Raw genomic sequence first — 25,269 nt, 5'->3', positions numbered from 1 at the left:
GGGGGTGCGCCTTGTCCTTCATATCGGCGCGCATGGCACTGACCGGGGGCAAGTCGCGGCCTGGATCGCCCAGAACCGCGCCGCGCTGGAGGCTGGGGGGATCGTCGCCCCGCCGCCGCGCCTGTTCCTGGCGCGTATCTCCGAGGCGCTGGATCTCCAGCGCGACGCCGACCCGCTGACGCGCGAAGAGGCGCTGCTCAGGGGGCTTGGCGCCACGGGCCAGCGGCGGCGCATGGTGGTCAGCGCCCCGGGCCTGCTGGGCAGCGTCGCCGATGTGCTGGCGCCCGATGGCTTTTACACCCGCGACGTGGCGCGCCGCCTCTATGGGCTGCGCACGCTTTTTCCCCGCACCGGGCTCAGCTTCCTGCTGGCGGTGCGCAAGGCCTCGGGCGTGATCCCGGCGATCCTGCCCGACGAGGCGGGCGCGGCCGAAGCGCTGCTGCCCCTGCTGACCGAGGACACGCTGCCCTGGTCGCGGCTGGCCGACACGATCCGCCGACAGGTGCCGGGCGCCTCGCTGCTGGCCTGGCGGCACGAGGATCTGCCGCAGGTCTGGCCGGGCGTGCTGGCCGAGATCGTCGGCAACCGCGCACCCCTGCCGCCCGCAGGCCTTCTGGATTTCGCCGCCGCCGGGCTGGGGGCCGAGGCTCGGCTGCGCCTCACCCGCTATCTGGCCAGTGCCGAGGCGCCGCCCGCCAGCGCCGGGCAGCTGCGGCAGGTGGCGGGGGTCTTCGCCCGCCGCTACGGCGCCGCGCCCGATCCCGACCCCGCCGCCGGGTTGCCCGGCTGGGCGCGGGCCCGGCTGCAGGAGCTCGACGCGGGCTATGCCACGGAATGGGGCGATCTGGCGGGGATCGAGGGCGTCAGGGTGCTGATGCCCGGCTGAGCCTCAGCGCCCACGCCGGTCGCTGCGGATCGGATCGGCCAGCAGCCGCAGCCCGTTCAGCACCACCAGCACCGTGCCGCCTTCGTGCCCGATCACCGCCAGCGGCAAGGGCAGCTCGAAGAAGAGCCCGCCGGTTACCAGCACCGCCATCGCCCCCAGCGCGAAGGTCAGGTTCTGCTTGACGATTCGGGCGGTGCGGCGGGCCAGACGGTGGGCCTCGGCCAGCCGGGTCATGTCCTCGCTGAGCAGCGCCACATCGGCGGCCTGCAGCGCCACCTCGGACCCGGCCGCACCCATGGCGATGCCGACATCGGCCCGCGCCAGAGCCGCCGCGTCGTTCACCCCGTCGCCGACGAAGGCCACCTTGCCGCGTTCGGTCATCGCCGCGATGAGACGCACCTTGTCGCCGGGCAGAAGGTCGGCGTGGATCTCCTCGGGCCTGAGGCCCAGCTCGGCGCCGATCCTCAGCGCCACCGGCCGCCGGTCGCCGGTCATCATCGCCCGTTCGGTGACGCCGCCCGCGCTCAGCGCCCTGAGCCCCGCGGCCGAGGTGGCGCGCGGCCGGTCGGCCACCGTGACCGCGCCGAGGAGCCGCTCGCCGCGCCCGGCATAGATCAGCGTCTCGGCCCCTTCGGCCAGCGCGGCGAGCGCCGGGTCCTCCGACCCCGCGCCGCGCCGCGCCACCATCCGGGCGTTCCCGGCCCAGAGCGACCCGGCCGCATCCTGCCCCTCGATCCCCTCGGAGGGCGCCGAATGCACCTCGGTCACCGGGGCAGGGGACAGGCCCCGGCGCTGGGCCTCGGCCCGCACCGCGCGGCCGATCGGGTGTTCGGATTGCGCCTCAAGCCCGGCCAGTGCGCTCAGGAACCCGGCCTCGTCCCCGTCCGGCGTCCAGATCCCCGTGACCTCGGCCTTGCCGGTGGTCAGCGTGCCGGTCTTGTCGAAGGCGAAGGCCCGGACCTCGGCCAGGGTCTCCAGCGCCGCGCCGCCCTTGAAAAGGACGCCCCCCCGCGCCGCAGCCGACAGCGCGCTCAGGATCGCGGCCGGGACCGAGATCACCACCGCGCAGGGCGAGGCCGCCACCAGCAGCGTCGCCGCACGGTAGAGCGCGACGTCATAGCCCCAGCCCAACGCCATGAAGACGCCGAAGGCCAGGATCGCGCCCAGCAGCACTGCGACGGTATAGCGCTGGCCGAACCACGCGCTGAACCGCTCGGAGGGGGCCTTGGCCGCCTGCGCCTCGGTCACCAGGGCGATCATCCGGGCCACGGTCGATTCGGCGGTCCCGCGGGTCACCGTCACGTCCAGCACGCCATCCAGGTTCACCGTCGCCTCGAACACCGGCGCGCCGGGGCCCTTGTGCACGGGCATGGATTCGCCGGTGATGGTGCTTTCATCGAGCGCGCCGCTGCCCTCGGCGATGGTGCCGTCGACCGGCACCCTTGCACCCGGGCGCAGGACCACGACATCGCCCGGAACCAGCGCCGCAACCGGCACCTCGCGGGTGGCGCTCCCCTCACGCTTCAGCGCCGTGTCGGGCCTGAGCGCCATCAGCGCCTCGACCGCGCGGCGGGCGCGGCCCATGGCCCGATCCTCGAGCGTGCTGGACAGCGAGAAGAGCGTGAGCAGCACCGCCCCCTCCATCGCCGCCCCGACAGCCAGCGCCGCCAACGCCGCGACCACCATCAACAGGTCGATGTCGAGGACCCGTTCGCGGATCAGCTCCCGCCCGGCCCTGAGAAACGCCGGCACGCCCCCCGCCAGATAGGCCAGCACATAGCCCGCGACCTCCACCCCCGGCTGCGGAAAGGCCCACCGCGCCAGCGCCGCCAGCAACAGGCCGGTGAGGGTGAGGGCGGTGAAAAGGAGGTCGGCGTCAGGCAGTCGGAATTTCATCGTGGTTCATCCCCCGGCTTCCGCTGCTATGATACGCAGCGGGCCGGGGGGCAAGCCGGATCGGCGTAGGGCCTAGTCGGCATAGCGCGAGGCGGTCTCGCGCAGACGGTCCGACAGATCGTAGATATCGTCGAGCGAGCCGAGCTGCACCCGTTCCTCGCTTTCCCCGTCGAAGAGGCCGACATACTTGGTCGAGCGGTTGAAATGCAGCCGGGCCAGCGGACGGCGGTTGTTGTTGTCCACCAGGATGCCGCAATAGCTTTTCTGGTCCCGCATCACCACGCGGGCCGGTTTGATTGTCCCGGCGACGATTGCCTTGATCATCAGATAGCCGTCAATCTCGTCCTGGGTCGTCACGATGTCGCTGGCGGATTCGGGCGTCTCCTCCGCCGGTGTCTCCGTTGTGGCCAGCGCCGAGGAAAGCCGGACCTGCACCGCCTCGCGCACCATGTCGCGGAAGGCCGATTTCACGAGGCCGCGGAATTGGTCGATGATCTGCGCGGTGAAACGCCCGCTGTGCAGGGGCGCGGCGACGAGGCGCACCAATTCCTCGGGCGGCTCGTCCATCAGTTTCTGGATCTGCGCCTTGACCGCCGACGTGTAGCGCAGACGCTCCGCATCGGCGAGGATCGCCTCGACATTGAAACCCTTCTTCTCGAATTTCTTCAGCTCTGCAAGAACATGCGCCTGCGGCTCGGCCAGATCGAAGGTCAGGAAAGGGCGCGCGTCCAGCTTGTTGGGCTCATCCAGGTCGGAATAGAACTGAAAATGGCGGCCATTGGTGAGGATGGCGAATTTCGCCGTGGTGACCGTGAAATAGCGGAACAATTGCGCCAGATGGACCCGCTCCAACTGCACAGTAATCGGTTTGCATTCGATCAGAATTCGGATCGTGTCGTCGATCTTGATGGCGTAATCGACCTTTTCGCCTTTTTTGCCCACGGCATCGGCGTTGAATTCGGGGATCACCTCGGTTGGATTGAAAACATCGTAGCCGAGGCTTTGCAGGAAGGGCAGGACGACCGCGGTTTTCACGGCTTCCTCGGTCAGCATCGTCGTAGAATGCTGCTGGACGCGATCCGACAGGAGTTTAATGGTTTGCTCGATACTCAATTCCGGTCCCCCCAGATTACCAATAATCGAGGGTGAGCCTCGGGAAAGGCGCAAGTCAAGAAATTCCGCAAGAACCGGCGTTTCAAATCGGCCGGTCGATCCCGTCATAGATCGCCTGCAGCGCGTCGATCCGCTGGCGATAGGCGTGGCGGATGCAGGCGGTGTCGGGGCCGCAGGCCATGCGGCCCTGCAGCCAGGCGTGCTGGTCGTCCTGCATCGCGCCGCGCATGCCCATGCCGAACAGGCCGCTCAGCAGGCGGAACATGGTCGCCATCTCGACATCCATGTCGTTGAGGTCGCGGGTCTGGCAGATCGCCTGCTCGTTTGGGGTGAGCGTCGGCAGGGTGCAATCGTAGCTGGCGGCGCTGGCGGGCAGGGGCAGGGCGAGCAGGACGGCGAGCGGCAGGGCAGGGCGCATCTGAACCTCCGGGCGGCTGTGCGGGGCTTTCAGCCTACGCCCGGCCGCGGCCCACGCCTATCCCCTGTCACGCGCTCGTGCGGGGCGGGCGAGAAAGGGCTTGATCCTCCAGTGACTGGAGGAGTTACCACCGCGCTGCCCCTCCTGGAGACTGTGATGAACGACCTTGCCCCGACCCAAGCCGCGCTGCTGGCCCGGACCCCGCTTCTGGATCTCGACCACCCGGCGCTGACCGCGCTGATCGCCCGCCGCGGCTGGGCGGCGCTGCCCGAGGCTGGGCGGATCGGTGCCGCCTATGACTTCGTGCGCGACGAGGTTGCCTTCGGCTACAACCGCGCGGATGCGATCCCGGCTTCGGAGGTCCTGGCCGATGGCTATGGCCAGTGCAACACCAAGGCGATCCTGCTGATGGCGCTGCTCCGGGCGCTGGGCGTGCCCTGCCGGCTGCACGGCTTCACCATCCACAAGCATCTGCAAAAGGGGGTGGTGCCGCCGCTGGTCTATCCGATCGCGCCCGAGAGCATCCTGCATTCCTGGGTCGAGATCCGCCATCAGGGGCGCTGGCTGGATCTGGAGGGCTTCATCCTCGACACCGCATATCTTTCGGCGCTGCAACGCCGCTTCGGCCCCGGGGCGCTGTGCGGCTATGGTGCGGGGACCGAGTGTCTGGAGGCGCCGGGCGTCGCCTGGCGGGGCGAGAGCACCTACATCCAGCGCACCGGCATCAATGCCGATCTGGGCCTCTGGGACAGTCCCGATGCCTTCTACGCCCGCCATGCGCAGGGTTTCGGCGGGCTGCGCGGCTGGCTCTATCGTTACGTCATCCGGCATTGGATGAATGCGCGCGTCGGGCGGCTGCGGGGCCATAACCAGTCATGATGTATACATTGGATTCATAATTGCCGTTGGAACGGTGGAATGTGGCCATCCATGGATACATCGTTGACAAGTCAACCCGCTCGCCCTTAGCGTGTGGCAGGCCTCTGTTGACCCGTCGGGGCGGAGGCCGGCACCGGGAGGGGTGCCTCCGGCCTTGGAGGAGAGATCATGTTTTTCAAAGTTTCGATCCCGCTCGCCAGCGGGGTGATGGCACTTGCCGTCCTGCCGGCTCAGGCGCAGATCGCCTGCGATGCCCTGGGGGCGCAGGCCCTGACCGGCGTCACCGTGACCTCGGCCCAGAGTGTCGCGGCCACCGACGCCCAGCCCGCGCATTGCGAGGTTTTGGCGCAGGTGCCGCCGACCGACCCCCAGGGCTGGCCCATCAGCCTGCGCGTCGTCCTGCCCGAGGACTGGAGCGGCGCGGCCGTGCAATTCGGCGGTGGCGGCTATAATGGCAGCATCCCCCGGCAGGACGGCGGGCGCTGGCAGACCGCCGAGGCGGCTGCCGCCTTCCCGCACCGGGGGCATGCGACCTTCTCGGGCGACAGCGGCCATTCCGCCGACAGCCTGCCCTTCGGCCCGGACAGGGACCCGCGCCGCGCCTCCTTCGCGCTGAATGACGAGGCCTTCACCCGCTACGCCCGCTCCTCGGTCGGCGAGACCTATGAGGCGGCGATGCAGATCATCGAGGCGCATTACGGCCGCGCGCCGGAGCTGCGCTATTTCATCGGCTTCTCGCAGGGCGGGAAGGAGGCGATGATCGCCGCGCAGGATCACCCGACCCGCTACGAGGGCATCCTCGTGGGCGATCCGGTGTCGAACCTCTCGGGGCTCAACTTCGCGCATCTGCAATCCTCGATGGGCTTCTACGGCAACGACGGCGCGGGCTGGGTCAGCCCCGAACTCGCGCCCTTGGTGACCGAGGCGGTCTATGCCCAATGCGACCCGCAGGACGGGCTGGCGGATGGCTGGATCGCCGATTTCGAGGGCTGCGCGCCGGATCTGACCGGCCTCCTCTGTGCCGAGGGCGCGACCGAGGGCTGCCTGACGCAGGCGCAGCTCGACGCGGTGATGAACATGCACCGTCCGGTCACGCTGGAGTACGAGCTGGCCAACGGGCTGACCGGCCATGCGGGCTATCCCTGGGGCAATACCGTCTGGCAGGGCAGCTTCGCCGGCAGCCGCGCCCAGCCCTCGCGTCCCGCCCCGAACCAGGGCGCCAATGACGGCTATGTCTGGGGGCTGGGCGACGCCTATGCCCGCTTCATCCTCGCGCGCGATGCCGAATACGACAGCTTCGGCTTCGACCCGAACGACCCCGCCCTGCGCGACCGGATTCAGGAGGTTTCAGCCTTGCTGGACGCGACCAACCCGGACCTTTCGGCCTTCCGCGACCACGGCGGGCGGATGATCCTCTATGCCGGCGGCGCCTCCGAGGTTCCCCCGGGCGAGGTCGCGGCCTATTGGACCCGCGTGAACGAGACGCTGGGCCCCGAAGCCGTGCAGGATTTTGCCCGCTTCTACATCTTCCCCTCGATCAACCACGGCGGCGTCGGGCCGGCGGGGATGCCGAACCGGGCGGATCTGTTCAGCGTGCTGGAAGCTTGGGTGACCGAAGATCAGGCGCCGGGCGAGCTGGTCAATGCCTCGGAGGATGGCAGCGTGACCCGCCCGCTCTGCCTCTATCCGACCTGGCCGCAATACCAGTCTGGGCCTGAGGCCGACGCCGCCAGCTTCCGCTGCGTGGAATAAACAAGGCTTGGCCGAGACATCCGGGCCCGCGTTCTTCGCGGGCCCTTTTGCCATCCCGCGCCGGGGCAGCGGGCAGGGCCGATCCGGGCACGAGCGCAGTTATCCCCAGCTATTTCGGGAATTCCCGGCGCCTTGTCGCTTGTCCACAGGAAATTTCCTTTACAGGCATGGCCTTTTCTCCCACCATATCTAGTATTGACGGCGACAAAGATCGCCGCACCTTGCCTGAGCCCGCAGTAATAGTGGGCGTGGCGTCTGTTGAGGCTAAGCAGGAAAGACCGGGATATGCCCCTGTCCGAGCACGACCTCCTGACGGATGAGATTCATCCGATCGACATCGTCGAGACCCTCGCCGAGCACCATGCCTGGGAATTCGACCGGGTGGGCGACGACCAGATCGCCATGGCGGTTGAAGGCCAGTGGCGGACCTATTCGCTGACGCTGGCCTGGTCGGCGCCGGACGAGACGCTGCGGCTGATCTGTACCTTCGAGATGGAACCGCCCTCGGCCCGGATGCCCGAGCTTTACGAAGTTCTCAACCTGGCCAATGACATGGTCTGGTCGGGGGGCTTCAGCTATTGGGCACAACAGGGGCTGATGGTCTGGCGCTACGGCCTGTTGCTCAGCGGCGGGCAGATCGCCGCCAGCGAGCAGGTCGACCAGATGATCCGCACCGCCGTCGCCGCCTGCGAGCGGTTCTACCCGGCCTTCCAGCTGGTCGCCTGGGCCGACCGTCCGCCGGAAGAGGCGCTGAAACTGGCGATCACCCAGGCCTACGGCCGCGCCTGAGCGGGCCTCTCGAACGGCAGATCGGCGCGCTCGCGTTCGCTCATGCGGGCGATATCGGGGTGGCTCAACGGGTCGCGGCACCAGCGGGCGCAGTCTTTCACGGCTTTCCAGAACATCGGAACCTCCTTGGCTTGGCTTTATCCTGCCTGAAGCCAGCTCGCCTGAAAATTGACGAATCGAGGGCTGGGGTTTAGAAAACCTTCATGCGTCACCTCAACCTCCTGCCCCTGTCGGCGCTGCGCGTGATCGAGGCCGCCGGGCGGCTCGGCAGCCTGACGGCAGCGGCCGCTGAACTGGGCGTGACGCCCGGCGCCCTCAGCCAGCGGCTGCGCAAGGCCGAGGAGGCGATTGCCCGCCCGCTCTTCCACCGCCACCCCGACGGCCTGACCCCGACCGAAGCGCTGGCCGATGTCCTGCCGCGGTTGACGCAGCACATGGCCGGGCTCGACGCCGCCGCGGGCGCGCTCAGGGGCGGCGAGCCGGGGGTGCTGGTGCTCTCGGTCGCGCCGGTCTTTGCCTCGCGCTGGCTGATCTGGCGGCTGCACCGTTTCGCCGAAAGGCACCCTGAGATCACCCTCAGGCTGGAGCCGAGCGTGACGCTCGTTGACCTCGACGCCTCGGGCGTCGATGCGGCGATAAGGGTGGGGCGCGACGCGGGGCCGGGCGTTCCAGCGCTGAAACTGATGGAACGGCGGTTCTTCCCGGTCTGTGCGCCCGCGCTGGCGGCCGGGATCCGCAGCACTGACGACCTGTACCGCCACCCGGTGATCCGGGGGCGCGAGGATCTGGCCGATTGGGCGGTCTGGCTCGCCGCCGAGGGGCGCGGGACCGAGGGGCTGCAACCGGGACCGGCTTACGGCGATGCGGCGCTCTGCCTCGACGCGGCGATGACCGGGCAGGGGCTCTTCATGGGGTGGGAGGCGGTGGCGGGCGATGCCGTGCGCCGTGGCACGCTGGCCGCGCCCCTGCCGCGCCGGGTGCCCAGCGGGCAGGCCTTCTGGTTCGTGACCTCGGCCCTCTCGGCGCGCAAACCGGCGGTCCGGGCCTTCCGCGACTGGCTGATCGCCGAGATCGCCGCGGCCGAGGCCGATTGGGCGGCGCTCTGAGGGCTTTTCCCGGCCGTCCCGCGCGGCTAGGCTGCGGCCGAACGATGGGGGTTTTCATGGACATGAACGATATCGCCGAGCGCGGGCTGGTGCTGCTGGGCTGCGGCAAGATGGGCTCGGCGCTGCTGGAGGGCTGGCTGAACCAGGGGCTGCCCGCGGGTTCGGTGCATGTGCTGGAGCCGCGGCCATCGGACTGGCTGCAGGCGACCGGCGTGCATCTGAACGGCCCGCTGCCCGCCGCGCCCGCCGTGGCACTGCTGGCGGTCAAGCCGCAGATGATGGGCGAGGCGCTGCCCGCGCTGCAGGCGCTGGGCGGCGGCGGGACGCTCTTTGTCTCGATCGCGGCGGGGACGTCGCTGGCGTCGCTGGAGGCGGCGCTGGGCGCGGGCACGCCGGTGGTGCGGGTCATGCCCAACACCCCGGCGGCGGTCGGGCGCGGCATCAGCGCGCTGATCGGCAATCCCTTCGTTTCCCCCGGAGAACTGGCGCTGGCCGACAGCCTGATGGCCGCCGTGGGCCAGACGGTGATGCTGGAAAACGAGGGGCAGATGGACGCGGTGACGGCGGTCTCTGGCTCGGGCCCGGCGTATGTCTTCCACCTGATCGAGGCCTTGGCCGCGGCGGGCGAGGCCGAGGGGCTGCCCGCCGAGATGGCCATGCAGCTGGCCCGGGCGACGGTCTGCGGTGCGGGCGAACTGGCGCAGCAATCGCCGGAAAGCGCCGCGCAGCTGCGGATCAACGTGACCTCGCCCGGTGGCACCACGGCGGCGGCGCTGGGCGTGCTGATGGCCGAGGATGCGGGCTTTCCGCCCCTGCTGCGCCGCGCGGTGAAGGCCGCGGCCGACCGTTCGCGGGAGCTGGGCCGATGATTTCCTTCGACGATTTCATGGCCGTGGACATCCGCGTCGGCACCGTGATCGCGGTCGAGGATTTCCCCCAGGCCCGCAAACCCGCCTGGAAGCTGACGGTGGATTTCGGCGGCGACATCGGCGTCAAGCGCTCGTCCGCGCAGATCACAGCGCATTACCGGCCCGAGGATCTGCTGGGCCGTCAGGTGCTGGGCGTGGTGAATTTCCCGCCGCGCCAGATCGGCCCCTTCATGTCCGAGGTGCTGGTGCTGGGCCTGCATGATGCCGAGAACAAGGTCGTGCTCGTCGGCCCTGAACGCGGTGTCCCGAATGGCGCGAGGCTTTGCTGATGCGGCTCTTCATCGCCCGGCCGCTGCCTGACCCCGTGCTCGACGCCGCCCGCGCCGCCTTCGAGGTGACGATCCGCCCCTCGAACGCGCCGCTGTCCGAGGCTGAAATGGTCGCGGCGCTCAGCGATTACGACGTGATCCTGCCGACGCTGGGCGACCGTTTCCAGGCGGGGATCTTCGCCCAGGTGCCCGCGCCCCGGGCCCGGCTGCTGGCCAATTTCGGCGTGGGTTACAACCATATCGACGTGGCGGCGGCCAAGGCGGCGGGGCTCGCCGTCACCAACACACCGGGCGCCGTCACCGATGCCACCGCCGACATTGCCCTCACGCTGATGCTGATGTCGGCGCGCCGTGCGGGCGAGGGCGAGCGGCTGGTGCGCTCGGGCCGCTGGGAGGGTTGGCATCCGACGCAGATGCTGGGCCTGCACCTGTCGGGCAAGCGGCTGGGCGTCGTTGGCATGGGGCGGATCGGGCAGGCCATCGCCCGGCGGGCGCTGCATGGGTTCGGCATGAAGATCGCCTATTTCACCCGCTCGCCCAAGGACTTGCCGGATCTGCCGGGGGCCGAGGCGGTGACCTCGCTGACCGGGCTGATGGCGCAATCGGATGTGGTGGTCGTGGCGCTGCCCGCGACCCCGGCCACGCACCACCTGATCAATGCCGAGGCGCTGGCGGCCATGCAGCCGCATGCGCATCTGGTCAACATCGCCCGGGGCGATATCGTCGACGAGGCAGCGCTGATCGCCGCGCTGGCCGAGGGGCGGATCGCCGGGGCGGGCCTCGATGTCTATGAATTCGAGCCCCGGGTGCCCGAGGCCCTGCGCGCCATGGAGAATGTCGTGCTGCTGCCGCATCTGGGCACCGCCGCGCTGGAAGTGCGGACCGAGATGGGGCTGATGGCCGTCGCCAATGCCATCGCCTTCAAAGAGGGGAGGGCGCTGCCCAATGCCGTCTGAAACCGGATCGCGGCTGAAACAACTGGGGCTGGCGCTGCTCAACGCCACGCTGATGCTGGTGGCGCTGGTGTTGCTGCTGGCAGTGGTGCTGGTCTGGCAGCTGCGGGGCCTCGCCGATGACGTCCGGACCGGGCTGCGCACCGATCTGGCAGCGATGCAGGGCGAAGTGCAGGCGGCCCGAACCGAGGCGCGCGAGGCGCTGGCGGCACTGGACGATCCCGAGCGCGCGGGCACGGCTCGCGAGGATCTGCGGGCGCTGGTCACGAGGCTGGAGGCGCTGGATCCCGCCGCCGTCACCCCCGATGCGTCGGAGGAGACCGCGTCGCTGTTCCACCGGCTGGCGCTGGCGATCATCGCCGTCGCGGCGCAGGGCCTCGCCGGGCAGGTCCCGGCGCGCTAGGGGGCGCGACATTCGACCCACTGGTTTTTCCGGCGCAAGCGCCTATCCTGACAGGACAGGAGGCGCTTGCCATGACCATGATGCCCGACCCCGACCCCGGACTGCCCAAGCTGGTGAAGCTCTACTTGCGGCAAGTGGCGGTGGGTTTTGTGCTGTCGGCGATTTTCGTCGGGCTGCTTCTGGGCTTCAACGTTGCCAATCTGCGCGGGCTGATGCTGGCGACGCAGGGCGGCTATATCGCCGCCTTCATGCTGTTCTTCTTCAACGGTCTGGTCTTTGCCGGCGTGCAATTCGCCATCTCGATCATGCGGATGGCCGACAAGGACGATCAGGGCCCCAAGGGCGGCCACCGTCAGCGGATCCGGTACGGCCAGCCTGCCCCCATCCGGGTGGCGGCCGGTCGCTGAGCAAAGGGGAAGGTGGCGGGCCCGCAGCGACCGTATCGGGCTGTGTTTTCCCGAGAGCCTGACGAATCAGGTGGGCGCCAGATACCGGGACCAGGATCCCGGCAGAGCCAGCCCCCTCGGAAATGCTTATCGGCCACTGGAAAAGTGCCGTCCTCGAGAAGAGCAGAACCCGCCACTGCCCAATGTAGGGGGGCGCCCCGCTTCCGGCAAGGGCCATCACGATCACGCGTGACCGGGCTCAGCGCCCGTCGACCTCCAGCCAGCCGCGTTTCTTGGCGGTGATCGCCAGAAGCTCCAGCACGGCGGCCAAGCCCATCAGCCAGTGCCAGCCCGGGGCGATGCCGTCGCTGCCATCGGGCAGGTTATGCAGACCCAGCTCGATCAGATACAGGATCGCCAGCCCGCCGAAGATCGAAGCATGCTCGCGCCGGATCACCGTTTTCAGCGAGAAGGGCATCCCCGGCGCCCGCCAGCCATGAAGGCGCGGCAGGAAGGCGGGTGTCTCGACCGCCCAGTCGCGATAGGGCTGGCCGAATTTCTCGACCAGAAAGCTCTCTTCGGCTGCGATGATCCGCTCGTAATAGAGGACCAGCGCGAGGCTCAGCACCGCCACGAACCACAGATGCTGGGTAAACAGCGCCGCCCCCAGATACATCAGGCAATTGCCCAGATAGAGCGGGTTGCGGGTCTGCGAATAGAGCCCGCCGGTGTTCAGGACCGTCGCCACCTGACCCACCGCGGTGTTGCGGCCAGAGGTGCCCCGGGGGACGAAACCCACGGTGGCGATGCGGATCGCCTCGCCCGAAAGGACCATGAGGATGGCCAGCGCCTCGACCGTCTGGCCCAGTGCCTCGCCCGCCTGTGCCTCGATGCTCTCGCCGTCCCAGACAGCCCAGACGAAAAGCGGCAGGAACACCAGCAGCGCATAGCTGCGCCAGCGGAACAGGACGTGGCCTGCGGCCACCATGCGATCGGACAGCATCGAGAAACGTCTCCCCTTGACGGGTCAGCCACAGCATGCGCCCCGGGCCTGCGTCAACGGCGATCCGGGGCGAAACGGGGCCTGAAAGGCCCGTCTCCACCTGCGGTTTGAGGCTTGGAAAGCCCGTGTTCATGATTTATTCTCGCGCCCATGCCCGATGATCTGCTGATGCCCGGCCAAAGGATCGCGCGCGGCGTCTGCCGCCTGCTGCGCAGCCACGACTTCGCCTGCCTCGACGAGGTGGTGCCGAAGCCGGGCCTGCGCGTCGATGTCATGGCACTGGGACCGAAGGGCGAGATCTGGGTGGTGGAATGCAAATCCTGCCGCGCCGATTTCACCTCGGACCGCAAATGGCAGGGCTATCTGGAATGGTGCGACCGCTTCTTCTGGGCGGTGCCGCCGGATTTCCCGACCGAGATCCTGCCGCTGGACAGCGGCGCCGGGCTGATCCTGGCCGATGATTACGGCGGCGAGATCGTCGGCCATGGCGCCGAGACACCGCTGCCCGGCGCCCGGCGAAAGGCCATGACGCTGAAATTCGCCCGGATGGCGGCGCTGCGGCAGCAGGGGCTGCGCGACCCGGGGCTCTGAAACGCGAACGCCCCGCACGGGGGCGGGGCGTTGCAACGGTCCTGGGATGGCGCGCTTATTCGGCCGGGGCCGCTTCGGGCGAGACGCTGACCAGATAGGCCCACATATCCTCGGCGCCCGAGGCCAGACGGTAGCTCATCGGCGAGCGGACCGAGTTGTTGCCCAGATGCGCGCGCAGGAAGCCCGTCGGATCGGCGACGTATTCCTCGAACAGATCCTCGGTCCAGACCTCGCCGCCTTCGGACGCGGCCAGCTGATGCAGCCCGTCCGAATAGCGGAACCCCTCGACCGAGGCCGGGGCGCGGCCCGGCAGGCCATAGAGGTTCGGCCCGGTGCGGCCACCGCGCTGGATGACGGTGCCGTCGTCGGCGACGATGGCATGGCACGAGCGGCAGTTGCGCCACAGGGCTTCACCGGCGGCGGCGTCGCCCTCGGCATAGGCGACACTGGCACCCAGCGATACAAGCGCGGCGGCGGACAGGGTAAGGACTTTCATCATGGCAACACTCTCTCCGGCTGCGCGGGGCGGCGCTGCCCCGCAGATGGCTTTCGCTGCCCTCTATAGGCCCGGGGCGGCGCCCCGGTCTAGGGATTGCAGCGATATGTCACAGGTCGGTCATGGGGGCCGCGGGCTCAGGCCTTCAGCCGGAAACCGCGGCTGAGCCAGACCCAGGACAGCAGCGACAGGGCCAGCGCCGCCGCCCCGGTCACCGCCAGCCCCAGCCAGGGCGAGCTGTCCGAGGCGCCGAGATAGGCAAAGCGCGCGCCGTCGATCAGGTAGAAGAACGGGTTGGCGTGGCTGGCCGCGGCCATGGCGGGCGGCATCGCTTCGACCGAGTAGAAGGTGCCGGACAGGAACGACAGCGGCGTCACCACGAAATTGGTGATGGCGGCGATCTGGTCGAACTTGTTCGCCAGGATCCCGGCGACGATCCCCAGCGCCCCCAGAAGAGCCCCTGCCACCACGGTGATGGCCAGCAGCCACAGCGGATGCGCGGGCCACAGGCCCAGCGTCAGCCCCACCGCCAGCACCATGACCACGGCGACCAGCAGCCCGCGGGCGATGCCCCCGGCCAGATAGCCCGCCAGCAGCTCGACCGGCGAGAGGGGCGGCATCAGCGTATCGACGATGGAGCCCATGACCTTGGAGCCGACGATCGAGGACGAGGTATTGGCAAAGGCGTTCTGGATCACCGACATCATCAGGATGCCGGGCACCAGGAAATGCAGGAAGGGCACGCCCATCACCGGGGGCCGCCCGCTCATCGCCAGCGAGAAGACGCCCAGGAACAGGCCCGCCGTCACCAGGGGCGCGGCGACGGTCTGCTGCCAGACGGCCAGGAAGCGGCGGATCTCGCGCAGGGCCAGCGTCCAGGTGCCCAGCGTGTTGAACCGACCGAAGCGGCGCGCGCCCATGGCGCGAAGCGCGGTGATGCGCTGGGCGGCGGCGCTGGCGTCCGCATCGGGCGGGGTGACGGCATGGGTCATGGACTTCTCCTTACTGGGGCCGGTAGCCGGGGGCGCAAAGGGGCCGTTTGGGGGCCCGGAAGCGGGGGCAGGCCTTGCCCTCGGCTGCGCCTCCTTGTATCTCACCCGCTCGCAGATAGAATAGGGACGATCGACGGCCAGTCCCGCGGCGCCAAGGCGCTGCCCGGGCCGTCTTCACTCTTGCGGAGCGTCACGGATGTCCTGGACCGACGAGCGGGTCGAATTGCTCAAGAAGATGTGGGCCGAAGGTAAATCGGCCTCGCAGATCGCCAAGGAGCTGGGCTCGGTGACGCGCAATGCCGTGATCGGCAAGGTGCACCGGCTGGGCCTGTCGAGCCGCGGTGGCGAAGGCGAGGGGGCGGCAAGCCCCGCAGCCGCTGCCCCGACGGCCAGCGCCGCGCCCGCCGAGGCCGCGCCGCCCCCTGAACCCGCAGCGGCCCCGGCCGCCGCGGCCCCTGCAGCCGCGCCCGAGCCCGAGGATGACGCGCCCGAGGCGCCGGAACCCGTGGCCGCCCGCGCCGCGCCCGCGGCGCCCGCCGCCGCGCAGGGCGGAGTCGTGGCGCCGCTGGTGCCGGGCCGCCGTCCCATTGTGCCCGCCGGCCAGCCGCTGCCGCCGCAGCCCTCGGCCAACGAAATCTCGCCCGAGGCCCTGGCCACGGTGCGCGAGGTCGAGAAGACCGCGCGCAAGCTCAGCCTGATGGAACTGACCGAGCGGACCTGCAAATGGCCGATCGGCGACCCGGCGACGGATGAATTCTGGTTCTGCGGCCTGCCCTCGGTCGCGGGCAAGCCCTATTGCGAGGCGCATGTCTCGGTGGCGTTCCAGCCGATGCAGGCGCGCCGCGACCGCCGCCGCTGAGGCGTGACCTGCGCCGCGGCCTCAGGGCCGCGGCGTGTCGGCCGACCCTCCGTCAGCCAACCGGCGGCACATAGGCGTCGGCCACCGGCGAGGACATCGCCACCACCGCATGCGAGCGCCCGACCTGACCCGCTGCCTTCAGCTCGGTCATGAAATCCTCGAGCGCGGCCAGCGATTCCACCCGCACTTTCAGCAGATAGCGCCATTCACCCGTTACGTGATGGCATTCGATGACCCGCGGGTCCTGGCTGGCCTGCGCGTGCAGCTTGGCCTCGTCGCCGGTTTCGGCGAGCGTCGCCCAGACGAAGGCCAGGATCGCCCGGTTCAGCGCGGTGGGATCCACCTCGACCGTGAAGCGCCGGATCACCCCGCGCGCCACCAGCCGCCGGATCCGCTCGTTCACCGCCGAAGGGGACAGGCCGACATGGGCGCCGATATCGGCCAGTGCGCGCCGAGCATCGGCCGCAAGCAGTTGAAGAATGGTTTCGTCAATAGAATTCATCATCGCCGGAAAACCCGAAGTTCCTAGGGTTATCGCGCGATTTTTGCAATTTGCAAGCGTCCTTAACACTTGGACGACGGATTGTCGGCCGCTCTTGCCCTCCGCCCGCCGAGGCGCTATCCCTGCAGCACCTGGCGGGTATGGTGTAGTGGTAGCGCCTCAGCCTTCCAAGCTGATGGGGCGGGTTCGATTCCCGCTACCCGCTCCAGGTTGTTCCCCGATCATCCGTTGCAACCGGCCTCGTCTGAGGGGCCAAGTCCCGCAACTGCCTGACGCAGCGCAGTTTCTTGCGCGGTTCCGGCCAGCGAGGGATGCACCAGCAGCGCCGTTTCCCGCCCCAGCAGCACCAGACCCAGGCTGCGGCGGGTGTCGTACTCGATGACGAAAAGCCCGGTCGAGGGGCGGCGGCAGCGGTGGGTTTCCAGGAAATCGGCGATGCCCTCGGCCCGGGGCCAGGGGACAGCCCCGGCCGAGCCGGGGCGGGGCAGCATCAGGGCCATCAGGCCCGCGTCCCGGGCCGTGGCCGGACGCAGGCGGAAGTCGCCGGACTCGCGCAGCGGCGGGTTCAGGACCAACCATTGTTCGGGCGTCAGGTGGAAATCCCGACAGGGCTCGGCCCGGCCGGTCGCCTGAAAGAACATCCGCCGCCCCCGGGGCGCGCGCGAGAAGCCGAGGCGGAGAAGCAGCGCCTCGGACGCCGCGTTGCCTTCGCGCACCGTGGCGACCAGCGGCGCCCCGCCGCCCGCGACATGGGCCGCGATCGCCGCCCCCAGCGTGCGTGTCATGATCCCCCGTCCGCCCAGCGAGGGCGCCAGCCAGTACCAGAGCGCGGGCGCGATCCGCAGGCAGCCCCGCGGCTCGCCGTCCAGCTCCAGCACCCGCACCCCTTCGGCCGGATCCTCGGCCAGCGCCAGCAGCGCCTCGGCCTCGACCGGGGTGAAGGGCTGCGGCACGGCGGCCAGCCAGGGCGCGACCATCGGGTCCGACAGCTGCGCGATGAGCGCGGGCAGGTCGCCCGGCACGAGGGGGCGCAGGCGGCCATCGGGCAGGGGCAGGGTCAGGGGAAAAGCGGGCATCGGGCGCTCCGTCGCTGGCGGCGGTCAGCCCAGCCTTTGCCGATCGGAGCGCGCGAATCAAGCAGGTGATTCGCTTTGCCGCGCTGCATCCGCAGATTTGCTGCGACGCAGAAAATATCAGGTGAAACAGAGCGTTACGCTTATCGGGGCCAGGTGTAAAATTCCGTTACAGCTTTCACGCCCCGCGCGGGCGGATCGTCGGAAAACCGCCGAAAAGCTGCGGATTCATTTGCGTCAGATCCCCCTTTTTGCACACTGAGGACCTGTCGAAACTTCGGTTGTCCAAGGGAGGTGGGGCCGTTGATCGAACCCAGAAAGCGACGCTGCATCGCAGCGGCGCCCGGTCTTTCAATGCAGTTTTCGCGGGTCGCCCGGGCGGCCGAAGCCCTGGGGAAGCTGGTCCCAGATGGCCGAGAGATCGCGCGCCATCCCGGCATGCACCCGGCTCAGGATCCGGTCCTTTCGGCCCGGTTCCAGCCCGTCCAGCGCCCGCCGCGCGGCCAGCAGGTCCAGCGGCGCGCCGGTTTCCAGCGCGCGTTTCGCGGCCTGCGTCACCGCCTCGGCCTCGCTGTCGGGGGGAGGGGCGTCTTCGGCCAGAACCTGCACCAGCAGGGTGAAGAAGCGCGTGTCGACGGGATCCATCATCGGCCGGTTCCTTTCCTCGGAAGGCCCGCGCCCCATACAGGAGGCCGCCATGACCGGTCAACACGCACGCAGCCTTGAGGCGATCCTGCAGGACCGCCTGCGGCTCACGCAGGACATCGCCGCCGCCAATCGCGAGCATCTGCGGCTGGTGCAGATCGCGCGCGGCCTCGAGGTGCTGGCGCTGAAGGAAGACCGCGACGGCGAGGCGACGGCGGCGCTCGGGGCCGATCAGGAGACCAGCCACCGGGCGCTCGATGACAGCCTCGAAACCCTCAACCGGCTGGATGCCATGCTGGCGGGCCTCGATGACGAGCTTGCCCGCGCGATGAAAGGACAGACCCGATGAACATGGAGAAACCCCCGCAGGCGATGAGCCTTTTCGAGCTCTTGGCGCGGCGCTGGTCGCTGGGCGCGCCGGTCTGGCTGGTGCTGGCCAATGCCGCGGGCAACGCGGTGGTGGCGCTGCAGGAGGACGGGCGGCTCGCCTTCCTGCGGATCGAGGATGCCGAGAGCCCGGAAAAGCGCCTGCGGATGGAGCTGGACAGCGGCCGCATGACGATCCGCCCGCGCGAGCAGCCCTTGCCCGCGCCGGTCCTCAGCGAGGGGCCGGTCGCGGCGCCCGACCTGCCGGTGGTCCGCTGCGGCGAACAGGGTTTCGCCTTCGTCCATGCCCGCGGCTCCGAGGTCTGGCACGCCACCGCCCGCGGCCAGCTGCTGCGCAAGGCCACGCTCAACGGCGTGGCGATCACCGCGCTGGCCGCCCGGCCGCAGGCGCAACAGCTGGTCGTGGCGCAGGAGGGCGGGCAGGTCACGCTGCTCAGCGAGGAATGGGGCGAGGTGATCGCCACCAGCACGCTGGCGCATCCGGTGGCGCGGCTTGCGATCTCGGCCGACGGGGCGCGGATCGCCTGCTGGGGGCCGGGGCAGGTGACGATCCTGCGGGGCGACCTCACGGCGGAGGCGCAGGTCGCGGTCGAGGGCAGCGCGCTCACGCTCGCCTTTTCGCCGGACGGGCGCTGGCTGGCCGGGGGCTGCGCCGAGAAGGCGCTGTTCCTGGTCGATCTGGCGGCCGGACAGGCCGACCGGATCGTCGATTTCCCCGACGCGGTGAAGACCGCGGCGTTCTGTGGCGCCTCGAACGCGCTGATCGCCTCGGGCGCCTATCGCGTGGTCGGCTGGCAGGGGCCGGACCTGCCCTTCGGCGACTACGGCGGCACGGCGCTTTCCACCGGCCGCCCGGGCCTGATCCCGGTCGAGGTTCTGGCCCCCCAGCCCGGCCGCGCACTCTGTGCGGTGGGCTATGCCAACGGCCTTGTCGTGCTGGGCCGGATCGGCGAGCGCGACGAGCTGATGCTGGCCGAGGGGCAGGGCCAGCCGGTCACGGCGCTGGCCTGGACCCAGGACGGCGCGCATCTGGCGATGGGCGGGGCGGACGGCTCCGTCGCCATCGCCACCTTCCCGAAAACCATGTTCAAATAACCCCCAACAGCGAGGCAGACATGACCCAAGCCCTTACCAGCGAAGAGAAAAGCAAGGACGAATTCTTTCAGGCGCTGGCCCGCGTCGCCGAAGACATGGTCGAGAAACACGGCAAGGAATTCGCCTCGGGCGCGCTGATCCTGGCCGCGCAATGGGTGGCGCAGAACCGGATCGGCAAGAAGGACGACCCGATGCACTAATGCCGTGCCGTGGCCCGGGCCTGTGGTGGCTCGGGCGCGGTCAGGCTGTGCAGCTGGTTCACCACAATCGCGTTCATCGGCGCGGCAAGCGCCGCCAGCCCGCCCGCTCCTTCGGTTCGGGCGGCGGCCCCGGCCTCGATCAGCAGATCGGTGAAGGCGGGTTCGATCAATTGCGCGAAGGCACAGAGTTCATGCACCCGGAAGGTCGCGAAATAGAGGCTGTCGTCGTTGAGCAGGCTGTCGGGGCTGCGCGTCTCGGGCAGACGGGTCTGCAGCGCGTTGCTGTGGACCGCGGCGCCGAGCGTGGCCAGCACCTGCCGCCGCCAGCCCGCGTATTCGGTATCGGCGGAATGGTCGATGCCGACGGCATAGAGGCGTTCGGACACGGTCTTGAAGGCCCGGCCCCCGGCGATGTGGCGGCGCCAGAAATCACTCGCCTCCTCGACATTGCGGCAATCGGCGAAGGTCTGGGCCAGCTTCGGCCGGACCAGCAGCACCAGCGCCATATCGGCGTCTTCCGACACCGAACGGGCGATCTGCATGGCGGGCATCGGCAGCCCGGTCAGGGCCAACAGGCGCAGCGCCGCCAGCTGGTCCGTCAGCCGCGCGGTGAGGCCCGCGAGGCCCTGCCATTGCGCGGCGCTGAGGCCCGCCACCTGATGGCCGTGGCCGGCATGGGCGGCGGCATGCAGCGCCCGGACCCAGAGCAGGCATTGGTCGAACAGGAACACCAGATCCACGCCCGCGCTGTTCGCCGCCAGCTCCATCCGGGGCACGGGGCGGAAGCCGGGCAGGGGCCGCAGGCCCAGCCGCCAGGCGCGGTCGAAATCGAGGCCGCTCGCCGACCACAGCTGTTTCACCCGCGCCAGAAGCTGGGGCGAGAGGCCGGGGTAGCTGAGTTCGGGCGGCGCGGTGTCGAGGGGGAGCACGCCGCCGCCGGGATCGGACAAGGTCATCGGCCAGCCATGCGTTGGGTCGGTGCGTGAAGGATAGACTGGCCCTCGCCGCGATGGCCAGCGCTTTGTGAAGACTGCAACAACAGGGGAAGAGGATGCCTCTAGGCACGCAATTGCGCACCCGTCAGGCACAGGTTTTCAGAATGGGGCAGGTGGTGGGCATCCTGCAGATGTCCGCTGGCGAGGTCGAGGATCACCTGACCGATTGCGCCCGCGACAACCCCTTGCTGGTGGTCCGCGCTCGGCCGCAGATGCGTCTGGGCAATTCCACGACCGAGGCGCTGGAACTGACCGCCGCCGATGGCGCGAGCAGCCTTTACGACCATGCCATGCGGCAATTGGCGGGGCTTCTGGCGGGCGGCGGGCCGGTGGCACGGCTGGTCATGGCGCTGATCGAGGATCTGGAGCCTTCGGGCTGGCTGTCGCGGCCCGTGGCGCTGATCGCCGCCGAGCTGGGGCTCTCGGTCGAGGTGGTGGAAAAGGGGCTGGCACTGGTCCAGCGGCGGATCGAGCCCGCCGGGCTTTTCGCCCGCAGCCTCGAGGAATGCCTGCGGCTGCAGGTGCAGGACCGCGGGCTTTACGATGCCGCCATGGCCCTTGTGCTGCGGCATCTGGCGGTGATGGAGCGGGGCGGGCGGCCGGCGCTGGTCGCGGCGACCGGGCTCGAGCCCGGGGAGGTCGCGCGCTGCCTCGCCACGCTCCGGCGGCTCGACCCCAAGCCCGGCGCGGCCTTTGTCCGGGATCCGACCCTGATGCGCGAGCCCGATGTGCGGGTGACGCCGGGAGCCGAGGGCTGGCAGGTCGAGTTCGCCTTCGAACGCGAGGCGCAGATCGGCATCCTGCCGGTCGGCCCGGGCGCCGCCACGCCCGCCTTGCGGGAGGCGCAGGCGCAGGCGCGGGCCCTGAAGCAGGCGCTGGCGCTCAGGCAATCGGCGATCCGGCGGGTGATGGCGGTGCTGGTCGCGCGGCAGGGCGGCTATTTCCGCGACGGGGCCGAGGCACTGGTGCCGATGACCATGGCCGAGATCGCCGCCGAGACCGGGTTTCACGCCAGCACGGTCAGCCGGGTCCTGGCGGGCCTCCTGATCGAGGGGCCGGGCGGCATCGTCGCGGCGCGCGACCTCTGCGTCGGGGCGGCCTGCGCGGACGGGGCCTCGAAACCGCGGGTCATGGCCCGGCTGCGGGCCTGGATCGCCGCCGAGGACCCGGGCAACCCGTTGTCGGATCAGGACCTTGCCGAGCGGCTGGCGGCCGAGGGCATGGCGGTCTCGCGCCGTGTGGTCGCCAAGTACCGGCAGGAAATCGGCAAGGCCCCCGCCGCGCAACGCCGCCAATCGGCCTGAGCCTTCCCCCTTCGATGCCCCGAACGGCGCGGTCCCCGGATCGCGCCGTTTCCTTATGCTGCGACCGCTAACGTAACAGCCGCGCTGCAGCATGTAACGTCGCGTTAACACCCCCGTGGACAGCGCTGTAACGTTTTTTGACACCCTGTCCGGGGGCGTCATCGGCGGACCCTTCTCCACCCGGCCCCTGCAAAAAAATCATGCATTTTTAAATCACGTAAATCAGGCGCTTACCGCCACAGCCCCGGTTTTCCGGGGGTGCCGGGCCGCCTCTGGAACGGCTCTTGCAGGAAATAGGACAGAACAGGGGAACAGCCGGACGACCCGGCGACGGCCCCAAGAACGAAGGACAGGGAGAAGCGGTCGAGGACCGCGGGCCAGGGAGGAGACCCGGACCGCGCCATCCAAGACCGGGAGCCTCAACCTTTGCCGCCAGCCGGCGCCGCGGATGCAAGCCCGAGGCGTCCAACCGCAACGGTGAAAGCCGACAACCGCGGCCCCGACGGGCCGCCGAGCTGTAAGGAGGCTCACGGCATGACATTGACGCTCAACAAGATCACGTCCCAACGGGGTATCTCGGTCGGGGAAGCCACCAAGAAGATCTCGGATCTTGGGTGGAACCCGACCTATGTGCAGGAAGCGGCGACCTTCCCCACCGACTACAAGATCACCAAGGCCCCGCGCGACCCGATGAAGCAGGTCCTGCGGTCCTACTTCCCGATGCAGGAAGAAAAGGACAACCGGGTCTACGGCGCGCTGGACGCGGCGCTGCGGGGCGACATGTTCCGCAACGTGGAACCGCGCTGGGTCGAATGGATGAAGCTGTTCCTGGCGATCATCCCCTTCCCGGAAATCTCGGCCGCGCGGTCGATGGCCATGGTCGCCCGTCTGGCACCGGGCGAGGACCTGCGCACCGGCTTCACCATGCAGATGGTCGACGAGTTCCGCCATTCCACGATTCAGATGAACCTGAAGAAGTGGTACATGGAGAACTACATCGACCCGGCGGGCTTCGACATCACCGAGGAAGCCTTCGGCAAGTGCTATGCCACCACCATCGGCCGCCAGTTCGGCGAGGGTTTCATCACCGGCGACGTGATGACCTCGGCCTGCATGTACCTGACCGTGGTCGCGGAAACCGCCTTCACCAACACGCTCTTCGTGGCCATGCCCTCGGAAGCCGCCCGCAACGGCGACTACGCGCTGCCCACGGTGTTCCTGTCGGTGCAATCGGATGAATCGCGCCACATCGGCAACGGCCACTCGCTGCTGATGGCCGCGCTGAAGGAGCCGGAAAACCACCTGCTTCTGGAACGCGACCTGCGCTACGCCTTCTGGCAGAACCACGCCATCGTCGACGCCGCCATCGGCACGCTGATCGAATACGGCACCACCAACCGCGACAAGGACAAGGAATCCTACGCGGAGATGTGGCACCGCTGGATCTTCGAAGACTACTACCGCACCTACATGCTGCCGCTGGAAAAATACGGCATCAAGGTCCACCACGACGACGTGCACGAGGCTTGGAACCGGATCACCAAGAAGAACTACGTCCACAAGGTCGCCCAGTTCTTCGCCGTCGGCTGGCCGGTGAACTTCTGGCGCATCGAGGCCCAGTCCGAGAAGGACTTCGAATGGTTCGAAGCCAAATACCCGGGCTGGTACGCCGAATTCGGCGAGTTCTGGAAATGGTACGCCAAGCTGTCGAAGCCCGGCGAGACGGTCATCACCTTCAACCAGGACACCGGCTACGTCTATCCGCATCGCTGCTGGTCGTGCCTCGTGCCCTGCCTCATCCGCGAGGACATGGTGGTCGATCAGATCGACGGCAAATGGCACACCTTCGCCCATGAGCTGGACCGCTGGACCGCCGTCGAGGCCTTCTCGGACGAATACCAGGGCCGGCCGACCCCGGCGATGGGCAAGTTCTCGGGCAAGCGCGAATGGGAAACGGTCTATGACGGCTGGGACCTGGCCGACGCGATCACTGACCTGAACTTCGTGCGCGAAGACGGCAAGACGCTGGTGCCGCAGCCGCACCTGCGGTTCGACAACAAGGACATGTGGACGCTGGACCACGTGCGCGGCCACACGCTGCGTTCGCCGCTCAACATGCTGCGCGCCATGTCGGACGCCGAGCGCGAGGCGCATGTCGCCGAGTACCGCAAGGGCTTCACCATCCGTCCCTGCAACTGACCCCGATCCGGTGGGGGCCGTCCGCGGCCCTCACCCCCCAACGCGCGACCACGCCAGACGTGGTTCGGGAGGACTAGAATGACAGACGTGTACAAGGTCCGGCTGGAGCCGGTCGGCGTCGAGTTCGAGGTCGAGGAAAACGAGACCATTCTCAACGCGGCCTTCCGTCAGGGCATCGCACTGCCGCACGGCTGCAAGGAAGGCCAGTGCTCGGCGTGCAAATGCGTCCAGCTCGACGGCGAAACCGAGATGCTGAAATACTCGACCTTCGCGCTGAACGACGGCGAGAAGGACAGCGGCCATATCCTGATGTGCCGGGCGCTCGCCTACAGCGATGTGGAGATCGAGCTTCTGAACTATGACGAAGAGGTTCTGTCCAAATCCATTCCGGTGAAGCAATACGCCGGCAAGATCGTCGATTTCCAGAAACTGACCCACGATATCCGGGGTGTGCAGATCGAGCTGGATGCGCCTCTCAAATTCTGGGCGGGTCAATATGTCGACATCACCGTCAGGACGGAAAAAGGGGAGGAGATTACGCGCTCGTTCTCCATGGCAAATCCGCCGAGCGAAACCCAAAACCTCAGCTTCATCATCAAGAAATACCCCGACGGACGGTTCTCCAACGAACTCGATGACGGCGGAATCCGGGCCGGAGCCGAGGTGCGCGTCGAAGGACCCTTCGGGATGTGCTTCCGACGCGAGGAGCGGCAAGGACCCGTGATCCTGGTCGGGGCGGGTTCGGGCATGTCGCCGGTCTGGTCGATCCTCAACGATCAGGTGACCAGCGGCGAGACGCGGCCGGTGCTGTTCTTCTACGGCGCACGTACCCAGAGCGACCTCTTCAAGCTCGACGAGATCAAGGCCCTGACCGACGCCTACCCTGAGGTCGAATTCATCCCGGTCCTCAGCCATGCGGGCGACGACGCGGGCTGGACCGGCGAGCGCGGCTTTGTCCACGAATGCGTGGACCGGCGGCTGAAGGCGCTGGGCTGCGAGGGGCAGGGCGATGTCTATGCCTGCGGCCCGCCGCCGATGATCGACGCGCTGACGCCCGTCCTCTTCATGAACGACTTCGATAGCGAACGCATCTTCTACGACAAGTTCACGCCCACTTCCGGTTCTTCGGGCCACTGAGACGGCCCGAAC

General features: G+C 68.9%; 29 protein-coding genes and 1 tRNA gene. 19 read left to right on the top strand and 11 right to left on the bottom strand.

What is annotated here, in order from left to right:
* The first annotated feature begins 4 nt into the window (after positions 1-4).
* Entirely contained in the window at positions 5-886 is an 882-nt protein-coding gene (locus tag VDQ18_RS04020; protein ID WP_323019731.1) for a hypothetical protein, read from the top strand.
* 3 nt (positions 887-889) lie between these two features.
* Here VDQ18_RS04020 and VDQ18_RS04015 read toward each other — a convergent pair whose 3' ends face one another.
* From VDQ18_RS04015 to VDQ18_RS04005, 3 genes are all read right to left on the bottom strand, one after another.
* Entirely contained in the window at positions 890-2,782 is a 1,893-nt protein-coding gene (locus VDQ18_RS04015; protein WP_323019730.1) for a cation-translocating P-type ATPase, read from the bottom strand.
* Between the two features lie 72 nt (positions 2,783-2,854).
* Positions 2,855-3,895, bottom strand: a complete 1,041-nt coding sequence (locus VDQ18_RS04010) for a type I restriction endonuclease (protein WP_323019729.1) — start codon at positions 3,893-3,895, stop codon at positions 2,855-2,857.
* A gap of 82 nt (positions 3,896-3,977) precedes the next feature.
* Entirely contained in the window at positions 3,978-4,313 is a 336-nt protein-coding gene (locus tag VDQ18_RS04005) for a hypothetical protein (protein ID WP_323019728.1), read from the bottom strand.
* A 156-nt stretch (positions 4,314-4,469) separates the two neighbouring features.
* Here VDQ18_RS04005 and VDQ18_RS04000 point away from each other — a divergent pair, with 156 nt between their 5' ends.
* The 3 genes from VDQ18_RS04000 (at position 4,470) to VDQ18_RS03990 (ending at position 7,733) form a co-directional block, all read left to right on the top strand.
* The gene (locus tag VDQ18_RS04000) at positions 4,470-5,192 is read left to right on the top strand and encodes a transglutaminase family protein (protein WP_323019727.1); all 723 of its coding nucleotides are present in this window, start codon (positions 4,470-4,472) and stop codon (positions 5,190-5,192) included.
* A 168-nt stretch (positions 5,193-5,360) separates the two neighbouring features.
* A complete protein-coding gene (locus tag VDQ18_RS03995) occupies positions 5,361-6,944 on the top strand; it encodes a tannase/feruloyl esterase family alpha/beta hydrolase (RefSeq protein WP_323019726.1) in 1,584 nt (527 codons plus the stop codon).
* A gap of 285 nt (positions 6,945-7,229) precedes the next feature.
* On the top strand, positions 7,230-7,733 hold the full coding sequence (locus VDQ18_RS03990; RefSeq protein WP_323019725.1) for a YbjN domain-containing protein: 504 nt from the start codon (positions 7,230-7,232) through the stop codon (positions 7,731-7,733).
* Here the strand turns inward: VDQ18_RS03990 and VDQ18_RS03985 are convergent.
* Complete coding sequence (locus tag VDQ18_RS03985; RefSeq protein WP_323019724.1) at positions 7,718-7,849, bottom strand: hypothetical protein; 132 nt, start codon at positions 7,847-7,849, stop codon at positions 7,718-7,720. The genes VDQ18_RS03990 and VDQ18_RS03985 overlap by 16 nt on opposite strands.
* Before the next feature lie 87 nt (positions 7,850-7,936).
* Here VDQ18_RS03985 and VDQ18_RS03980 point away from each other — a divergent pair, with 87 nt between their 5' ends.
* The 6 genes from VDQ18_RS03980 to VDQ18_RS03955 all read left to right on the top strand — a co-directional run bounded on the left by VDQ18_RS03980 (position 7,937) and on the right by VDQ18_RS03955 (position 11,800).
* Positions 7,937-8,839 carry a LysR substrate-binding domain-containing protein gene (locus VDQ18_RS03980; RefSeq protein WP_323019723.1) on the top strand — a complete coding sequence of 301 codons (903 nt, stop codon included), beginning with the start codon at positions 7,937-7,939 and terminating at the stop codon, positions 8,837-8,839.
* Between the two features lie 56 nt (positions 8,840-8,895).
* Entirely contained in the window at positions 8,896-9,708 is an 813-nt protein-coding gene (proC, locus tag VDQ18_RS03975) for a pyrroline-5-carboxylate reductase (RefSeq protein ID WP_323019722.1), read from the top strand.
* The gene (locus VDQ18_RS03970; protein ID WP_323019721.1) at positions 9,705-10,037 is read left to right on the top strand and encodes a tRNA-binding protein; all 333 of its coding nucleotides are present in this window, start codon (positions 9,705-9,707) and stop codon (positions 10,035-10,037) included. Before proC ends, VDQ18_RS03970 begins: the two co-directional genes overlap by 4 nt.
* Entirely contained in the window at positions 10,037-10,993 is a 957-nt protein-coding gene (locus VDQ18_RS03965) for a D-glycerate dehydrogenase (RefSeq protein WP_323019720.1), read from the top strand. The genes VDQ18_RS03970 and VDQ18_RS03965 overlap by 1 nt, the downstream gene beginning before the upstream one ends.
* Positions 10,983-11,393 carry a hypothetical protein gene (locus tag VDQ18_RS03960; protein ID WP_323019719.1) on the top strand — a complete coding sequence of 137 codons (411 nt, stop codon included), beginning with the start codon at positions 10,983-10,985 and terminating at the stop codon, positions 11,391-11,393. The genes VDQ18_RS03965 and VDQ18_RS03960 overlap by 11 nt, the downstream gene beginning before the upstream one ends.
* Positions 11,394-11,464: 71 nt before the next feature.
* The gene (locus VDQ18_RS03955) at positions 11,465-11,800 is read left to right on the top strand and encodes a hypothetical protein (RefSeq protein WP_323019718.1); all 336 of its coding nucleotides are present in this window, start codon (positions 11,465-11,467) and stop codon (positions 11,798-11,800) included.
* Positions 11,801-12,038: 238 nt separating this feature from the next.
* On the opposite strand, the gene VDQ18_RS03950 is transcribed toward VDQ18_RS03955, so the two are convergent.
* Positions 12,039-12,782, bottom strand: coding sequence for an isoprenylcysteine carboxylmethyltransferase family protein (locus VDQ18_RS03950; protein WP_323019717.1), 744 nt, complete (start codon positions 12,780-12,782; stop codon positions 12,039-12,041).
* Between the two features lie 150 nt (positions 12,783-12,932).
* Here VDQ18_RS03950 and VDQ18_RS03945 point away from each other — a divergent pair, with 150 nt between their 5' ends.
* Positions 12,933-13,373, top strand: a complete 441-nt coding sequence (locus tag VDQ18_RS03945) for an MmcB family DNA repair protein (RefSeq protein ID WP_323019716.1) — start codon at positions 12,933-12,935, stop codon at positions 13,371-13,373.
* Positions 13,374-13,428: 55 nt separating this feature from the next.
* Here VDQ18_RS03945 and VDQ18_RS03940 read toward each other — a convergent pair whose 3' ends face one another.
* Complete coding sequence (locus VDQ18_RS03940; RefSeq protein ID WP_323019715.1) at positions 13,429-13,872, bottom strand: cytochrome C; 444 nt, start codon at positions 13,870-13,872, stop codon at positions 13,429-13,431.
* A gap of 134 nt (positions 13,873-14,006) precedes the next feature.
* Complete coding sequence (locus VDQ18_RS03935; RefSeq protein ID WP_323019780.1) at positions 14,007-14,789, bottom strand: ABC transporter permease; 783 nt, start codon at positions 14,787-14,789, stop codon at positions 14,007-14,009.
* Between the two features lie 268 nt (positions 14,790-15,057).
* Between VDQ18_RS03935 and VDQ18_RS03930 the strand changes: the two genes are divergently transcribed.
* Positions 15,058-15,720, top strand: coding sequence for a GcrA family cell cycle regulator (locus tag VDQ18_RS03930; RefSeq protein WP_323019714.1), 663 nt, complete (start codon positions 15,058-15,060; stop codon positions 15,718-15,720).
* A gap of 52 nt (positions 15,721-15,772) precedes the next feature.
* Here VDQ18_RS03930 and VDQ18_RS03925 read toward each other — a convergent pair whose 3' ends face one another.
* Entirely contained in the window at positions 15,773-16,225 is a 453-nt protein-coding gene (locus VDQ18_RS03925; RefSeq protein WP_323019713.1) for an Lrp/AsnC family transcriptional regulator, read from the bottom strand.
* A gap of 131 nt (positions 16,226-16,356) precedes the next feature.
* On the opposite strand from VDQ18_RS03925, the gene VDQ18_RS03920 reads away from it, so the two are divergent.
* A tRNA-Gly gene (locus VDQ18_RS03920) sits at positions 16,357-16,430 on the top strand.
* 13 nt (positions 16,431-16,443) lie between these two features.
* Here VDQ18_RS03920 and VDQ18_RS03915 read toward each other — a convergent pair.
* A complete protein-coding gene (locus tag VDQ18_RS03915; RefSeq protein WP_323019712.1) occupies positions 16,444-17,298 on the bottom strand; it encodes a GNAT family N-acetyltransferase in 855 nt (284 codons plus the stop codon).
* A 348-nt stretch (positions 17,299-17,646) separates the two neighbouring features.
* Positions 17,647-17,943, bottom strand: a complete 297-nt coding sequence (locus VDQ18_RS03910; RefSeq protein WP_323019711.1) for a hypothetical protein — start codon at positions 17,941-17,943, stop codon at positions 17,647-17,649.
* Positions 17,944-17,992: 49 nt separating this feature from the next.
* Between VDQ18_RS03910 and VDQ18_RS03905 the strand changes: the two genes are divergently transcribed.
* Genes VDQ18_RS03905 through VDQ18_RS03895 form a run of 3 tightly spaced genes read left to right on the top strand, consistent with a single transcriptional unit; the run spans position 17,993 to position 19,622 of the window.
* A complete protein-coding gene (locus VDQ18_RS03905) occupies positions 17,993-18,289 on the top strand; it encodes a hypothetical protein (protein ID WP_323019710.1) in 297 nt (98 codons plus the stop codon).
* The gene (locus tag VDQ18_RS03900) at positions 18,286-19,422 is read left to right on the top strand and encodes a hypothetical protein (protein WP_323019709.1); all 1,137 of its coding nucleotides are present in this window, start codon (positions 18,286-18,288) and stop codon (positions 19,420-19,422) included. The genes VDQ18_RS03905 and VDQ18_RS03900 overlap by 4 nt, the downstream gene beginning before the upstream one ends.
* Before the next feature lie 20 nt (positions 19,423-19,442).
* The gene (locus VDQ18_RS03895; RefSeq protein WP_323019708.1) at positions 19,443-19,622 is read left to right on the top strand and encodes a hypothetical protein; all 180 of its coding nucleotides are present in this window, start codon (positions 19,443-19,445) and stop codon (positions 19,620-19,622) included.
* Here VDQ18_RS03895 and VDQ18_RS03890 read toward each other — a convergent pair.
* Positions 19,619-20,578, bottom strand: coding sequence for a hypothetical protein (locus tag VDQ18_RS03890; protein WP_323019707.1), 960 nt, complete (start codon positions 20,576-20,578; stop codon positions 19,619-19,621). The genes VDQ18_RS03895 and VDQ18_RS03890 overlap by 4 nt on opposite strands.
* Before the next feature lie 143 nt (positions 20,579-20,721).
* Between VDQ18_RS03890 and VDQ18_RS03885 the strand changes: the two genes are divergently transcribed.
* The 3 genes from VDQ18_RS03885 (at position 20,722) to VDQ18_RS03875 (ending at position 25,257) form a co-directional block, all read left to right on the top strand.
* A complete protein-coding gene (locus VDQ18_RS03885; protein ID WP_323019706.1) occupies positions 20,722-21,921 on the top strand; it encodes an RNA polymerase subunit sigma-54 in 1,200 nt (399 codons plus the stop codon).
* A gap of 534 nt (positions 21,922-22,455) precedes the next feature.
* Entirely contained in the window at positions 22,456-24,120 is a 1,665-nt protein-coding gene (locus VDQ18_RS03880) for an aromatic/alkene/methane monooxygenase hydroxylase/oxygenase subunit alpha (protein WP_323019705.1), read from the top strand.
* Positions 24,121-24,198: 78 nt separating this feature from the next.
* On the top strand, positions 24,199-25,257 hold the full coding sequence (locus tag VDQ18_RS03875) for a 2Fe-2S iron-sulfur cluster binding domain-containing protein (RefSeq protein ID WP_323019704.1): 1,059 nt from the start codon (positions 24,199-24,201) through the stop codon (positions 25,255-25,257).
* The last annotated feature ends 12 nt before the right edge of the window (positions 25,258-25,269 follow it).

The organism is Pararhodobacter sp., assembly GCF_034676075.1.
GTDB lineage: Bacteria > Pseudomonadota > Alphaproteobacteria > Rhodobacterales > Rhodobacteraceae > Pararhodobacter.
The sequence above is the reverse complement of the archived record's forward strand: the minus strand, read 5'-3'. Positions and strand labels throughout refer to the sequence as shown.

What these genes read in the sequence shown, in the direction of transcription:
- VDQ18_RS04015 (WP_323019730.1), bottom strand. Translation starts at nt 2,782, where the DNA reads ATGAAATTCCGACTGCCTGACGCCGACCTCCTTTTCACCGCCCTCACC.
- VDQ18_RS04005 (WP_323019728.1), bottom strand. Translation starts at nt 4,313, where the DNA reads ATGCGCCCTGCCCTGCCGCTCGCCGTCCTGCTCGCCCTGCCCCTGCCC.
- VDQ18_RS04000 (WP_323019727.1), top strand. Translation starts at nt 4,470, where the DNA reads ATGAACGACCTTGCCCCGACCCAAGCCGCGCTGCTGGCCCGGACCCCG.
- VDQ18_RS03995 (WP_323019726.1), top strand. Translation starts at nt 5,361, where the DNA reads ATGTTTTTCAAAGTTTCGATCCCGCTCGCCAGCGGGGTGATGGCACTT.
- VDQ18_RS03990 (WP_323019725.1), top strand. Translation starts at nt 7,230, where the DNA reads ATGCCCCTGTCCGAGCACGACCTCCTGACGGATGAGATTCATCCGATC.
- VDQ18_RS03985 (WP_323019724.1), bottom strand. Translation starts at nt 7,849, where the DNA reads ATGTTCTGGAAAGCCGTGAAAGACTGCGCCCGCTGGTGCCGCGACCCG.
- VDQ18_RS03980 (WP_323019723.1), top strand. Translation starts at nt 7,937, where the DNA reads ATGCGTCACCTCAACCTCCTGCCCCTGTCGGCGCTGCGCGTGATCGAG.
- proC (WP_323019722.1), top strand. Translation starts at nt 8,896, where the DNA reads ATGGACATGAACGATATCGCCGAGCGCGGGCTGGTGCTGCTGGGCTGC.
- VDQ18_RS03970 (WP_323019721.1), top strand. Translation starts at nt 9,705, where the DNA reads ATGATTTCCTTCGACGATTTCATGGCCGTGGACATCCGCGTCGGCACC.
- VDQ18_RS03965 (WP_323019720.1), top strand. Translation starts at nt 10,037, where the DNA reads ATGCGGCTCTTCATCGCCCGGCCGCTGCCTGACCCCGTGCTCGACGCC.
- VDQ18_RS03960 (WP_323019719.1), top strand. Translation starts at nt 10,983, where the DNA reads ATGCCGTCTGAAACCGGATCGCGGCTGAAACAACTGGGGCTGGCGCTG.
- VDQ18_RS03955 (WP_323019718.1), top strand. Translation starts at nt 11,465, where the DNA reads ATGACCATGATGCCCGACCCCGACCCCGGACTGCCCAAGCTGGTGAAG.
- VDQ18_RS03950 (WP_323019717.1), bottom strand. Translation starts at nt 12,782, where the DNA reads ATGCTGTCCGATCGCATGGTGGCCGCAGGCCACGTCCTGTTCCGCTGG.
- VDQ18_RS03945 (WP_323019716.1), top strand. Translation starts at nt 12,933, where the DNA reads ATGCCCGATGATCTGCTGATGCCCGGCCAAAGGATCGCGCGCGGCGTC.
- VDQ18_RS03940 (WP_323019715.1), bottom strand. Translation starts at nt 13,872, where the DNA reads ATGATGAAAGTCCTTACCCTGTCCGCCGCCGCGCTTGTATCGCTGGGT.
- VDQ18_RS03935 (WP_323019780.1), bottom strand. Translation starts at nt 14,789, where the DNA reads ATGGGCGCGCGCCGCTTCGGTCGGTTCAACACGCTGGGCACCTGGACG.
- VDQ18_RS03930 (WP_323019714.1), top strand. Translation starts at nt 15,058, where the DNA reads ATGTCCTGGACCGACGAGCGGGTCGAATTGCTCAAGAAGATGTGGGCC.
- VDQ18_RS03925 (WP_323019713.1), bottom strand. Translation starts at nt 16,225, where the DNA reads ATGATGAATTCTATTGACGAAACCATTCTTCAACTGCTTGCGGCCGAT.
- VDQ18_RS03915 (WP_323019712.1), bottom strand. Translation starts at nt 17,298, where the DNA reads ATGCCCGCTTTTCCCCTGACCCTGCCCCTGCCCGATGGCCGCCTGCGC.
- VDQ18_RS03910 (WP_323019711.1), bottom strand. Translation starts at nt 17,943, where the DNA reads ATGATGGATCCCGTCGACACGCGCTTCTTCACCCTGCTGGTGCAGGTT.
- VDQ18_RS03905 (WP_323019710.1), top strand. Translation starts at nt 17,993, where the DNA reads ATGACCGGTCAACACGCACGCAGCCTTGAGGCGATCCTGCAGGACCGC.
- VDQ18_RS03900 (WP_323019709.1), top strand. Translation starts at nt 18,286, where the DNA reads ATGAACATGGAGAAACCCCCGCAGGCGATGAGCCTTTTCGAGCTCTTG.
- VDQ18_RS03895 (WP_323019708.1), top strand. Translation starts at nt 19,443, where the DNA reads ATGACCCAAGCCCTTACCAGCGAAGAGAAAAGCAAGGACGAATTCTTT.
- VDQ18_RS03890 (WP_323019707.1), bottom strand. Translation starts at nt 20,578, where the DNA reads ATGACCTTGTCCGATCCCGGCGGCGGCGTGCTCCCCCTCGACACCGCG.
- VDQ18_RS03885 (WP_323019706.1), top strand. Translation starts at nt 20,722, where the DNA reads ATGGGGCAGGTGGTGGGCATCCTGCAGATGTCCGCTGGCGAGGTCGAG.
- VDQ18_RS03880 (WP_323019705.1), top strand. Translation starts at nt 22,456, where the DNA reads ATGACATTGACGCTCAACAAGATCACGTCCCAACGGGGTATCTCGGTC.
- VDQ18_RS03875 (WP_323019704.1), top strand. Translation starts at nt 24,199, where the DNA reads ATGACAGACGTGTACAAGGTCCGGCTGGAGCCGGTCGGCGTCGAGTTC.